Origin of the sequence: Polynucleobacter sp. JS-JIR-II-c23 (assembly GCF_035011225.1) — a bacterium.
Taxonomy (GTDB): domain Bacteria; phylum Pseudomonadota; class Gammaproteobacteria; order Burkholderiales; family Burkholderiaceae; genus Polynucleobacter.
This window is the reverse complement of record NZ_JAYGQT010000001.1, coordinates 216,385-228,524: the sequence shown is the minus strand read 5'-3', so window position 1 is coordinate 228,524 and position 12,140 is coordinate 216,385. Positions and strand designations below refer to the sequence as shown.

At 45.4% G+C, this 12,140-nt stretch carries 16 protein-coding genes; 8 read left to right on the top strand and 8 right to left on the bottom strand.

The window, feature by feature from the left end:
* The first annotated feature begins 165 nt into the window (after window positions 1–165).
* Window positions 166–420: an accessory factor UbiK family protein gene (locus VC159_RS01290; RefSeq protein WP_072582658.1), complete on the top strand. Its 255-nt coding sequence runs from the start codon at window positions 166–168 to the stop codon at window positions 418–420.
* Between the two features lie 21 nt (window positions 421–441).
* Here VC159_RS01290 and VC159_RS01285 read toward each other — a convergent pair whose 3' ends face one another.
* Genes VC159_RS01285 through VC159_RS01255 form a run of 7 tightly spaced genes read right to left on the bottom strand, consistent with a single transcriptional unit; the run spans window position 442 to window position 5,055 of the window.
* Window positions 442–1,026, bottom strand: coding sequence for a hypothetical protein (locus VC159_RS01285; RefSeq protein WP_323472452.1), 585 nt, complete (start codon window positions 1,024–1,026; stop codon window positions 442–444).
* On the bottom strand, window positions 1,019–2,029 hold the full coding sequence (gene lipA / locus VC159_RS01280) for a lipoyl synthase (protein ID WP_416350419.1): 1,011 nt from the start codon (window positions 2,027–2,029) through the stop codon (window positions 1,019–1,021). Before lipA ends, VC159_RS01285 begins: the two co-directional genes overlap by 8 nt.
* A complete protein-coding gene (lipB, locus tag VC159_RS01275) occupies window positions 2,026–2,670 on the bottom strand; it encodes a lipoyl(octanoyl) transferase LipB (RefSeq protein WP_323472451.1) in 645 nt (214 codons plus the stop codon). The genes lipA and lipB overlap by 4 nt, the downstream gene beginning before the upstream one ends.
* A gap of 8 nt (window positions 2,671–2,678) precedes the next feature.
* The gene (locus tag VC159_RS01270) at window positions 2,679–2,945 is read right to left on the bottom strand and encodes a YbeD family protein (RefSeq protein ID WP_323472450.1); all 267 of its coding nucleotides are present in this window, start codon (window positions 2,943–2,945) and stop codon (window positions 2,679–2,681) included.
* Window positions 2,946–2,964: 19 nt separating this feature from the next.
* Window positions 2,965–3,678 (bottom strand): alpha/beta hydrolase, encoded by a 714-nt coding sequence (locus tag VC159_RS01265; protein WP_323472449.1) that lies wholly within the window; start codon window positions 3,676–3,678, stop codon window positions 2,965–2,967.
* 26 nt (window positions 3,679–3,704) lie between these two features.
* Window positions 3,705–4,013, bottom strand: a complete 309-nt coding sequence (locus VC159_RS01260) for a ferredoxin (protein WP_323472448.1) — start codon at window positions 4,011–4,013, stop codon at window positions 3,705–3,707.
* 16 nt (window positions 4,014–4,029) lie between these two features.
* Window positions 4,030–5,055 (bottom strand): VanZ family protein, encoded by a 1,026-nt coding sequence (locus VC159_RS01255; RefSeq protein WP_323472447.1) that lies wholly within the window; start codon window positions 5,053–5,055, stop codon window positions 4,030–4,032.
* A 106-nt stretch (window positions 5,056–5,161) separates the two neighbouring features.
* Here VC159_RS01255 and VC159_RS01250 point away from each other — a divergent pair, with 106 nt between their 5' ends.
* Both VC159_RS01250 and VC159_RS01245 read left to right on the top strand, forming a co-directional pair.
* Window positions 5,162–5,947: a biotin--[acetyl-CoA-carboxylase] ligase gene (locus VC159_RS01250; RefSeq protein ID WP_323472446.1), complete on the top strand. Its 786-nt coding sequence runs from the start codon at window positions 5,162–5,164 to the stop codon at window positions 5,945–5,947.
* Window positions 5,944–6,753, top strand: coding sequence for a type III pantothenate kinase (locus tag VC159_RS01245; protein ID WP_323472445.1), 810 nt, complete (start codon window positions 5,944–5,946; stop codon window positions 6,751–6,753). Before VC159_RS01250 ends, VC159_RS01245 begins: the two co-directional genes overlap by 4 nt.
* Here the strand turns inward: VC159_RS01245 and rfaE2 are convergent.
* Window positions 6,750–7,238: a D-glycero-beta-D-manno-heptose 1-phosphate adenylyltransferase gene (rfaE2, locus tag VC159_RS01240; protein ID WP_323472444.1), complete on the bottom strand. Its 489-nt coding sequence runs from the start codon at window positions 7,236–7,238 to the stop codon at window positions 6,750–6,752. The two genes, VC159_RS01245 and rfaE2, sit on opposite strands and share 4 nt — an antisense overlap.
* A gap of 107 nt (window positions 7,239–7,345) precedes the next feature.
* Here rfaE2 and VC159_RS01235 point away from each other — a divergent pair, with 107 nt between their 5' ends.
* The 5 genes from VC159_RS01235 to VC159_RS01215 are packed head-to-tail and all read left to right on the top strand — an operon-like array spanning window position 7,346 to window position 12,127.
* A complete protein-coding gene (locus VC159_RS01235; protein WP_416350436.1) occupies window positions 7,346–7,900 on the top strand; it encodes a glutathione peroxidase in 555 nt (184 codons plus the stop codon).
* Window positions 7,897–9,273, top strand: coding sequence for an NAD(P)/FAD-dependent oxidoreductase (locus VC159_RS01230; RefSeq protein ID WP_323472442.1), 1,377 nt, complete (start codon window positions 7,897–7,899; stop codon window positions 9,271–9,273). Before VC159_RS01235 ends, VC159_RS01230 begins: the two co-directional genes overlap by 4 nt.
* Before the next feature lie 3 nt (window positions 9,274–9,276).
* A complete protein-coding gene (locus VC159_RS01225) occupies window positions 9,277–10,062 on the top strand; it encodes a DUF1365 domain-containing protein (protein ID WP_323472441.1) in 786 nt (261 codons plus the stop codon).
* The gene (locus VC159_RS01220; RefSeq protein ID WP_323472440.1) at window positions 10,059–11,354 is read left to right on the top strand and encodes a cyclopropane-fatty-acyl-phospholipid synthase family protein; all 1,296 of its coding nucleotides are present in this window, start codon (window positions 10,059–10,061) and stop codon (window positions 11,352–11,354) included. Before VC159_RS01225 ends, VC159_RS01220 begins: the two co-directional genes overlap by 4 nt.
* The gene (locus VC159_RS01215) at window positions 11,351–12,127 is read left to right on the top strand and encodes an SDR family NAD(P)-dependent oxidoreductase (protein WP_323472439.1); all 777 of its coding nucleotides are present in this window, start codon (window positions 11,351–11,353) and stop codon (window positions 12,125–12,127) included. Before VC159_RS01220 ends, VC159_RS01215 begins: the two co-directional genes overlap by 4 nt.
* Window positions 12,128–12,140: the final 13 nt, after the last annotated feature.

The window sequence follows — 12,140 nt, the reverse complement described above, 5'->3', positions numbered from 1 at the left end:
CCAAATAAGGCAAATGCCCATTTTTGGTGCTAAATATTGCACCGAATGAGTGAATATGGGGCATTTTTCGGGTTTTAACCCCTTTTTGGGCAGTTTTACGCATACAACTTAAAATACGAATGTGTATCTTTTCTGCAACTCTCAATAGAACTGCGAACCCTCATCATGCAAAAACCAGGCGAAATTCTCGAGCAAATCCAACGTATCGCAAACGATATGCAAAACAAAGTTGGTGATGCGATCCGCAATTCGCCAGCTCAAGAAATTGAAAAGAATGTACGCGCCATGATGAATCAAGGATTTCAGAAAATGGATTTAGTAACGCGCGAAGAGTTTGATCTTCAAAGCAAAGTGCTTGCTAAGACACGTGAAAAGCTAGAAGCGCTTGAAGCTAAAGTTGCCGCGCTAGAAAAACAATAATTAAATGATCTTCTCTTCAGACTACTCTGGAGAAAAATCACTAAAGAAGTTTTCGTACTCTTCTGCGGATAAAAAAGTTTTCGCATTCTCATTTCCTGCATTGGCATGCAGGACAGAAATCTGATAAATCCAAGTATCTCCAGTTGGGCCTACTCGATTAATCCAACGAACGCGCATCAATTGCTGCGGATTACTATTCACCTTCAAATCCAAAAAATAATCTTTAATCGGTAAACGCTGTCGATCTGCTGTTTTATAAAAAGCATCCTCAACAGTGACGTCACCACCAGATCCTTTTGCCCTATCGATTAAGTTAGCCTGTAATTGCGAAAGTAACTTACTTAGTGAGGCACTTTGACTGGCCGGCAACTGGATAGTGCTGACCGAGTAAATATCATCATCAATTTTTACCGCTTCAAGCGTCTGTAAAAGTTCTTGATCAATATAAGGAATGCGGCGCTCTAATTTGTCTGGTTTGCCAGGAAATAAAGCGGTATATCTTTCTTGCGGGGATTGAACTGTACGCCAATCCAACCTAGGGCTACATGCAATAAGAAGGGCTAAAGCCGCTAGCAAAGTAGCGACTTTAGAAGCCCCTCTAAACAACCCCAGCTCCGAGTGCCTGTTGATCTGCGTGATAGCTTGAGCGCACCATGGCACCTACTGCCGCATGGGAGAAGCCCATTTCATATGCCTTTTCCTCAAACATCTTAAAGACGTCGGGATGAACATAACGCGTAACGGGTAAATGATGTCCTGACGGGGCGAGATACTGACCAATAGTGAGCATGTCGATATTGTGCTCACGCATGTCTCGCATGACTTCCAAAATCTCTTCATCCGTTTCACCCAGACCTACCATTAAGCCGCTTTTAGTAGGGACATGAGGAAAGCGCTCTTTAAAGTCTTTCAAGAGCTTTAAGGAATGTAAGTAATCTGCGCCCGGTCTAGCCTGCTTATATAAACGTGGCACTGTTTCAAGGTTGTGATTCATCACATCAGGCAAACCACTGGGCGCATGCTCAGCAAAAATATCTAACGCTTTATCTAGACGACCACGGAAATCTGGCACCAATACTTCAATACGGGTATTCGGGGAGAGTCCGCGTGATTGAGAAATGCAATCGACATAGTGCATTGCGCCACCATCGCGCAGATCATCGCGATCCACACTAGTAATAACTACATAATTTAATTTGAGCGCAGCGATAGTGCGCGCTAGATTAGCTGGCTCTTTTTCATCAAGAGGATCTGGTCTACCGTGACCAACGTCACAGAAAGGGCAACGACGGGTGCACTTATCACCCATGATCATGAACGTGGCTGTTCCTTTGCCAAAACACTCACCAATATTGGGGCAACTAGCTTCTTCACAAACAGTGACTAACTCGTTTTCACGCAAAATCTTTTTGATTTCAGAAAAGCGAGAATTATTAGATGCGGCCTTCACCCGAATCCAGTCAGGCTTTTTCAATACCTCTGTTAAAGGAATAATTTTGATCGGAATGCGCGCAGTCTTCTCGCTCGATTTTTGTTTACGTGACGCGTCGTAATTGAGGTCTTGGCGCGCCTCGATAGGTGTCTTGGTGTCAGGCTTATTTGTGGTCATGATGGCATCAGTTGCTTTTGTAAGTGCTGCAAAAGCCTTTGGCTAATAGTGTCTATATTGTCCTTGATCCCAAGGGTTTGCATGTCGACCGTCTTTAAACCCTCATACCCACAGGGGTGGATGCGCTTGAATGCCTCTAAATCGGTGGCCACATTCAAGGCTAGGCCATGATAGGAGCAGCTTTTGGAGACTTTGAGGCCCAAGGCAGCCACCTTGGCACCAACCCATTCTGAGGGCACTCCTGGCTGCTGAGAGACGTAAATTCCCGGAGCTCCCGGATGCCTTTCAGCTTTAATCCCGAAATCTGCCAACGTATCTATCAGCGCCTGCTCAATGCGAGAGACCAATTCTTTTACGAAGATCCCAAGACGCCTGAGATCCAGCAGAAGATAAACCACGATTTGGCCTGGCCCGTGATAAGTAATCTCTCCGCCCCGATCTACTTGAACGAGTGGAATTTGATTGCTGGGTGCATGCAAGTTACCTGCATCGCCCGCTAGACCTAAAGTGAAAACAGGTGAATGCTCTAGGACCCAAATCTCATCATTCGTTTCATTAGTGCGCTCTTTAGTAAAGAGCTTCATCGCCTCATACGTAGAGGCGTAATCTGCTAAACCCAGTTGCTTTACTAAAGCCGACATGAATTCAATTACAGGACAACACTGACCAATGGATGGGTGGATAAGGTTCTATACAACTCATCTAACTGTTCGCGGCTAGTCGCAGTAATTGGCAAAGTAATGCCTAAATAATTTCCATCTTTAGAAGGACGTTGCTCGATCTTGGTCTCGTCAAACGTAGGGTCAAATTGTTTGGCAATATGCACTATCGCAGGAAGATATTCTGGGTTTGCTTTACCCATGACCTTGATAGGAAATAATGATGGGTATTCGATTAATGATTTTTCTTCGGCCATATAGTCTCTCTATTCCTAATTACTTACGATGATCTGGCATACCCAACCACGTACCAGTAATAATGTTACGAATGCAGTGCAGTCGACGATGGAAAAAATGATCGGCACCAGGAACCACTTGTACAGTCAACTCTTGCGGGCGCGCCCAATCTAAAACATCAATTAAGGGAATGGTTTCATCCAATTCCCCGTGAATCAAAATCGTATCTGCGGGCACTGGAGCCAGAGTCCATTTGCCCGCGGCGCTACCCACCATCACTAAGCGCTCAGCTGGACGGCCCAATTCTGAAAGCCTTTGCACCAGGTGACTGCCAACAAAGCTTCCAAAAGAAAAACCGGAGACGACTAGCGGCAGGGTATTCGCATCTCCAACCCAGGAGTGATTCGCAGTTGCTTCAAATTGGCTCCAGCTTGATGGCGTACGCATCCAATCGGTTACATGGAGTAAGTCCTCTAACTCACCAACACCGTCGTCATGAACGCCTTCTGTTCCGCCTACACCGCGAAAGTTTGGGCGCACACTAACGTAACCTAACTGGTTAAAAGCACGCGCCATGGTTTGGGCCACTTTGTTGTCCATCGTTCCGCCCATCAAAGGATGGGGGTGTGCAACGAGAGCCAAGCCACGCACAGCAAATGCAGGATCATTCTTCAATTCTTCTGGTAGATCAATAGACATTTCTATTGATCCAACAATGCCTTCAATATGAATTACTTTTGTACGGCTATTCATAAAAAACTTTCAACTCTCTGAAATGACTACGCTAATTGCAAGCGCTCGACTGGGCGCCCTGCGATTAAATGAGACTGGATGATTTCTTCAACATCATCTACGTCAACCATGGTGTACCAAACACCCTCTGGGTAGACAACCATGACAGGACCGTCAACACAGCGATCTAGGCATCCCGCCTTATTCACCCGAATTTTTCCTGGGCCCGCAAGACCAAGCTCTTTCACTCTTTTCTTGGCATAGTCAAACAAGGCAAAAGCATTGTGCTGATCACAACAATCCTCACCATTGGCGCGCTGATTGAGGCAAAAAAATAGGTGGTGTGAAAAGCTCATAAAAAAATTATATTCATCAATGTTTCGGTTTAAATTCCACGGCACCTCGAACCATCCAAATCAGTGCCAGAGGTAACCATACTACGGAAACCCACTGCATCAGTTCATTAAAGTGCAATAGACGCCCTTGATACCAGTGTCTGAGCGTCAGAATAAAGTACGGATTGTCAGGCAAAACATTGACCGCTATTGTGGTGCCGAGCAAGCAAATCAAAGCTAACCAAAACTTTGTCATTTGCTTTAGCTTTAAGGTCCATCTTAATAAAATGCTGCCTATGACCATCCCCCAGAGAGCTCCATCTGTAAGCCAGATCAAACTAAACTCGGCGCCAAATTGAAGTGCGGTAAATAAAGTCTTCACCATCACCGTTAGACCAAGCAGTCCATTGAGAATACGCCACTGGGGGGCTTTCGCGCGTAACCCCAGAGAGAGCAGCAAGGCCACCCCAAGCCAGCACAAGGAGGTAATAACCGTTTCTTGAATGAGCTGATTAATCACCACAGTACCCCAATCAACTGAGCCAAATATGGCATGCCCCCATACTCCCGTGCCAAGCCAAGAGCTTTGTGGATAAATTTGTGACCAAGGAAATAATAAGAACAAGGCGCAAGCCGCCCAGTTGAGGCCAAACCATTGATCAAAACGCCGACGAATTGCACTTCCAGAGAGCCATTGCGGCCCCAAAGGAATCGCTAATAAGCCCCCTAACAATCCTCCTAATATATTGGCCCACCAATCCATCTGACTCGGTATGCGTGTAGGTAACCAAGATTGCAAAGTTTCTACACCTAGCGCCAGGGCAGCACTCAAGCTAAGGGCAATTCCAAGGGCTACATAGTTACGCCAACGCGGGTAGGCAGCAAACATCACCAAAAACCCAAATGGAATGTAAGCCAAGATATTGACTGATACATCAAATAAGGTCATAAATCGAGGCAAAGGAGCATCCAACCAAGCCCAAGCAGAGATCCCATTCTGAAAATCAAAGTCAAAGGGGTTCAAGCTTACATAGATGATCAAAAGCGCGTAGCTTAAGCTCATAGCCCTCGCTAAGGGCATAGCCTGTAGTGGCCATACCAGCTTCCGAGGTCGTTGATCTTTTTGATCCATCCCACAATTCTAGGTCAGACCTTTCTACAATGGCGGAATGACTGCAAATTGCATCCTTGAGCGCGTTACCGAGACTGGATCCACCAATGACGATCTTATGAGTCGCTGGCGTGCAGGGGAACTCATTGATCCAGTGGCTCGGATTGCCCACAAACAAACTGCGGGCAAAGGCAGGGCAGGCCGAGCATGGCTGGCCAACCCCGAAGACTCTCTTTGCTTCTCTCTCGCCTTTCCATTTAAAAGAACTCCAGCCAAACTCAGCGGACTCAGCTTATTAGTTGGCCTCGCAGTGATAGAAGGTATTGCACAAGCTTGCAACCTGAGCGAGGAAGCGCTTCAAGAGGCCGGCCTGCAACTGAAATGGCCCAATGACTTATTGCTGAACAAGCGCAAACTCGGCGGCATCCTCATTGAAGGCGGCCAAGCAAAAGCGGGTGATCTTACTTGGATGATTATTGGGGTTGGTATTAACTTGTGCAATCCAGAAGCCATTGAAGCAAACCTAGATACCGACCTGAAAGTGGGTTCACTTACTCAACTGACGCAATCACTTCCTGATACAGAGTATCTCTGGCTCAAACTGATCGCCTCACTCGAACACAGTCTTGCCGAATTTGACCTAAATGGATTTAAGCCCTGCAAAGAACGTTGGATGAACTGGGATGCCTATCGAGATCAAGCCGTGTACATTTCTGGCGCTGGTGAAGATCCTCTTCATGGCATCGCTAAAGGTGTGGATGAAACAGGGGCATTACTATTGGAACAAGAAAATAAAACCATCGCCATTCATGCAGGTGATGTTTCATTGCGGATTCAATCATGAGCCTTTATTTATTTTTTGATGTTGGTAATACGCGCCTGAAGTGGGCGGCTGTGGAGTCAACACAAAATCCCAGTGCTCAACAAAAAAAGTTATGGGCATACTCAGGCTCTATTAGCAGTAAGTCTTTGCAATCAGCAGAACATCGAGCTGAGTTGGCGGAATATATTTCTAAAACCTTACCGAAGCCTGCAGCCATTGGTTTTGCCTGCGTTGCTGGCCATGAGGCAATGACTAATCTTAAATCACTATTTCCACAATGGAGTGATTTGGATTGGAAGCAACTCAAAGGGGATAGCACTTATGCAGGGATGCGTAGCCTGTATCAAGATCCCAGCAAGCTCGGCGCAGACCGCTGGGCCGCACTAATTGGGGCGCGAGTTTTATCGAATAAAAACACCCTGCTTGTGAATGCCGGTACTGCGACTACCATCGACTTACTAGGTTCTAACGGCTTACATTACGGCGGATGGATTTTGCCTGGCCTTGGATTAATGCAAGAAAGTCTGGCAAACAATACTGCGCAGCTAAGCCTAGCTAAGCGTGGGGAGCATCATGGATTTGGATGCTCCACCAATGACGCAATTATCGGCGGTTGTGATGCAGCGCAAATTGGTGCAATTCTGTACGGAATACAGCAGGCAAAAGAATTAAATTTTCCCATTGAAAAAATTTGGCTTGATGGCGGAAATGCTAAAGTCCTAGCGCAGGAAATTACAAAAACCAATTTGTCAATCAAGCAAGCTGTGGAAGTAACTGAAGGGTTAGTACTTCGCGGTACCTGGGCGTGGTTACTACAAAACCTTTAAGAGCGAATCTTACCTAAGAGGCTTGTAGTTGAGCGCTCGTATAGGAAAGGTATCGCAACTGCTTTACCACTCCAACTTTTTACCAGATGGGTTTCTGCCAAAGTGTCGATTTCGTAATCACCACCCTTAACGTAAATATCAGGACGAATTTTTTCAATCAAATTGACTGGTGTTTGTTCGGTAAACAACACAGTCATATCCACACTTTCCAATGCAGCCAATAAAGCCTGACGATCAGCCTCTGAATTAATAGGTCTGTCATCGCCCTTACCCAACATCTTCACTGAGGCATCAGAATTCACGCCCACGACCAAGCTAGCCCCCAAGGCGCGGGCCTGGGCCAAATAGCTGGCATGGCCACGGTGCAGGATATCGAAGACTCCATTAGTAAATACCAATGGTCTAGGAAGATTTTCCAGGCGAGCAGCAAGCTGTTCTGGTGAGCAGACTTTTGCTTCAAAAGAGGGGGGTGGCAAATGACTCATAACCCAATATTAATGGCATTCTTGCGAGGCCAGCGATATTACCCAGAATGTCTTAGACTTGGCTTCTCACTCGTGAATAAAAAAGGTGCAATATGCCCCGTTTTGTAATGAACTGCCTATTTGGGCTATTTGCATTCTTGTCTGGATTTCAGCTAGCCAATGCTGCGCCCACTTGCAGCCCCCTGCTCTCCCATACTTTTCCTCGCTTGCAGGATGAAGCGCCGCAAAACCTTTGCCAATATCAAGGGAAGGTCTTATTGGTAGTCAATACGGCCAGCTTTTGCGGCTTTACGAGCCAATATGAGGGTCTTGAGAAGATTTACGCCAAATACAAGGATCAGGGCTTTGTCATTCTAGGCTTTCCCTCTAATGACTTCGGACAACAAGAGCCTGGTAGCAATAAAGAGATTGCCGATTTTTGTAAGAACACCTATGACGTGAAATTTCCGATGTTTGCTAAGAGCACGGTTTCTGGCAACAACCCAAACCCCCTATTTAAGATGTTGATTGCTAAAACTGGCACAACTCCAAAATGGAATTTTTATAAATATTTAATCGATCGAAATGGTAATGTGGTTGATTCGTTTGGAAGCGTCACCAAACCTACTAGCAGCGGCATTACAAATGAAATTGAAAAGCTTTTAGGAGAAAAAGCTCAGTGAGTAAAAAAAGAATTGCCATTATTGGCGCAGGCATCTCTGGATTAGGCTGCGCCTACGCCCTAAGACAACATCCTGAATTTGAAATTACCGTATATGAAGCTGGCGATCACATTGGCGGTCACAGCAATACAGTCGATATCACTTGCAACATCGGTGGCAAAGACATCACACACGGTGTAGACACTGGTTTTCTGGTATTTAACCGCAAGACTTATCCACGTCTTGTGCGTTTATTCGAAGAAATTCAGGCGCCAGTAGCTCCATCAGAAATGTCCTTTTCAGTATCGATTGATACGGCCGCCAAATCTGGGGCAGGAAAAAAGATTGAGTGGGCTGGTAATGACATTAATTCTTTTTTTGGACAAAGATCCAATCTTCTCTCACCATCATTTTGGAGAATGGCCTATGACATCATGCGTTTTAATCGATTGGCTACTCAGCTAGCGCATGACCAAATTGAGGCCGGCCATCAATATAAAGAGCCTGATGAAAAAATTGCGGATTTTTTAAAGCGCCATCGCTTTAGTCAAAGCTTTAAAGAGAATTACTTTCTACCGATGATCGGCGCCATCTGGTCTTGTTCAGTCGAGCAGATGCTCGGGTTTCCTATTCAAACCATGGTGCGCTTCTGCCATAACCACGGCCTTTTGCAAATCCAAAATCGTCCGCAATGGTTGACCATCAAGGGCGGTTCACGAGAATATGTAAAGCGCCTTGTGACAGCACTAGAAAAGTATGGGGTTGCCATTAAAAGGGAATGTGTCCTGAGAGTAAATACAGGTCATGATGGCGGGCCAGTTGAGGTTATCAGTCAGGCTGGCTCGGCTCACTTCGATGAAGTCATCATGGCCTGTCATAGCGACCAAACATTAGATTTAGTCCATGGCATTGATCAGCAATCAAGAAATATCCTAGCATCAGTTCCATACCAAAAGAATCGAGCAATATTACATACCGATATTCGTTTTTTGCCAGACGCAAAACGTTGCTGGGCTGCCTGGAATTACACCGCTAAATCCGGTGCTAAACCAAATACAAAACAACATGTCAGCGTTAACTACTTAATTAATCGCCTGCAACCATTACCAGACCAACTTAAAGATACGCAAATTATTGTGAGCTTAAATCCCTCGAAAGAGCCGGATCCAAAACTTGTACATCAAGAGATTCACTACTCACACCCTGTCTTTGATATGAATGCGATACAGGCGCAGAAAGAGCTTCCCTTAATTCAGGGCACATCATCTATTTGGTATTGCGGTGCCTGGACAGGATTTGGGTTTCATGAGGATGGCTTGCGTTCCGGCGAATTAGTTGCAGAAGCTTTAATTGAAAGCATTCATCAACCAGTCAAAACCAAACAAGATGTGTAGTTGATGTCAAATGCCAAGATTAACTTTGGAGTAGTAAAACACCAGCGCTTGCGGCCGGCTAAGAATGCTTTTGGTTATGGAGTATTTACCGTCTCCATACCTATGCGTGCTCGTAGCACTAATCCAAATTTACTGAGTCAAAACGGCTTAAGTGATAACCGTTGGGGTCTTTGTGCATTTTTTGATAAGGACCATGGCCAAGGAGAATCGAATAGCCTTGCTTGGATCGAAAAGATTCTGACTGACAATCATGTACAAGATGTCGATGGAGAAATTTGGCTACAGACTTTTCCTAGGGTGCTAGGTTACGTCTTTAATCCGGTGAGCTTTTGGATCTGCACGCGCACTGATGGCAAAGTACAAGCGGTACTAGCTGAAGTTAACAATACTTTTGGTGAGCGTCATTGCTATTTACTGCACAAAGATTCGGGCGAAGAATTGCACTCGGGCGAAACACTTAGTAGTAAAAAGGTATTTCACGTTTCACCATTTTGTGCAGTACGTGGTGATTACCATTTCCGCTTTTTATTTCCGCAAGATAGTAGTAGCGGCAAGAATAATGTCTGTCGCATTGAGCTTCATGAGGACGGCCAACCCCTCATTAACACCAGCATTAGCGGCACCAGCCGCCCACTCAGTCGCACCAATATCATGCTGGCGCTACTACGCTACCCATTAATGAGCTTGGGTGTCATTTTCCGAATACATTGGCAAGCATTGAAATTGTGGGTAAAAGGTGTACCCTTTCACTCAAAGCCTAAACCACCAGAACTTGAAGTTAGCAGATGAATCGCCCAGGACAATCCCTTCTCTCCAGACTCAATTTTTCTCGTCCACAAGGACGAGATATCGCTTCGCCGCAACACCAAATTAAGGCTAAGGCACTCCTAACCCTCCTGACAAAGCTAAGCAGTGGTCATTTAAAACTCACCCTTCCCAATGGCGAGAAGCGGGAGTTTGGTATTCAAAGCGATCAATTACATGCAGAAATTCATATCTTGGAGTGGTCTGTATTTAAAGAGATCATGTCCCATGGAGATATTGGTTTTGCCGAGAGCTATATTCAAGGCAAATGGAATACTCCCGACCTCAAAGCACTGCTTGAGTTAGCCATACGCAACCGAACCATTTTAGAAAAAGCCATTTACGGCAATTGGTACGGATCCATTTTTTACCGCCTGAAACACTGGCTGCGAGATAACAGCAAAGCAGGTAGTCGTAAGAATATTCATGCGCACTATGACCTAGGCAATGCTTTTTATACGCTGTGGCTTGATCCCACAATGAGTTACTCGAGCGCTTGGTTTTCTGAAGGTAATAAGCAAGCTTTAGCTGATGCACAGCGTGCAAAGATTCGACGCATTCTAGAATCCTTGAAGACTGCACCAGGAGATCACATACTAGAAATTGGCTGTGGCTGGGGTGGCGTCATGGAGGAATCTCTTCGTAACAATAGAGCTATTACTGGCCTAACTCTTTCTACAGAGCAAAAAGTGTTTGCAGAGAAACGTTTGCTAGAAGTGCAAGCTCAAGTTGCCAACCCCCCTGGATTTGAAGTCCGCCTTCAAGACTATCGTGATTGCCAAGAAAAATTTGATGGTATTGCTTCCGTCGAAATGTTTGAAGCAGTCGGAGAAAAGCATTGGCCAGAGTATTTTGAAACGATTGCTGATTGTCTTACAGCAGGTGGCAAAGCTTGTATCCAGACGATTGTGATTGCAGAAGATCTTTTTGATCGCTACAGGCGCAATACTGACTTTATTCAGCAGTATGTATTTCCTGGAGGCATGCTACCTTCAAGGGCAAGCTTTAAAGCAAGCGCGGCTAAAGCCGGATTACAGATTGATGATGAATTCGCCTTTGGCTGTGATTACGCAAGAACACTTTGCTTGTGGCGTGATAGCTTTAATCAAAAACTGCAAGAAGTTCGTCAACTTGGCTTTGATGAAACATTCATACGCCTTTGGAACTTCTATCTCATGTATTGTGCCGCCGGCTTTACTGAGCGTAATATCGATGTAGTGCAATTCACATTAAGCCATCAACCATCACCAGCATCTTCTGATGCATTAAGCGCATGAAACAAAGCGGAATAGATCGTTTTTCAGGCAAAAGAGTCTGGGTCATTGGCGCATCGAGCGGCATTGGCGAAGCTTGTGCGAAGGCCCTTCTTCTTAAAGGCGCTAAGGTAGCACTTTCTAGCCGCAGAGCCGAACGATTAAATCAAATTGCCAGCACTGCAGGGGTTGATCAATGCCTCGTTATTCCATTGGACGTCACAGATGATGCCCAACTGCACGATGGCTATAAAACTATTGTGAGCGCTTGGGGTGGAATTGATCTCCTTCTTTTTGTATCCGGTATGTACATACCGCTACGCGTAGACAATTTTGATTTCAAAATTGCAGAGCAAACCATTGATGCAAACCTTCTAGGTCCAATGAGAGCTGTAGCATTAGTGATGCCGGAAATGCTCAAAGCTCACTCAGGACATATTGCTATTGTTGGGAGCGTTGCAGGTTACAGCGGCCTACCGAAGGCCTTGGCGTATGGCCCCAGTAAGGCCGCCATCATCAATTTTTGTGAGAATTTATATTACGACTTGCTGCCAACTGGAGTCAGTGTACATATGATTTCCCCGGGCTTTGTAGCCACTGAGGCTACTGCACAAAATGATTTTGAAATGCCAGCGCTCATTAGCGCAGAAGAAGCGGCTAGCGAGATATTGGCCGGCATTCAGAATGGGGAGTTTGATATTCACTTCCCCAAGAGATTCACAAGATTCTTAAAGTTTTTGAGAATCTTGCCTTATCCAATCTACTTTTGGATTGTGCGCCACCTTGTCAAAATTTAAGCGGCACTAAAGC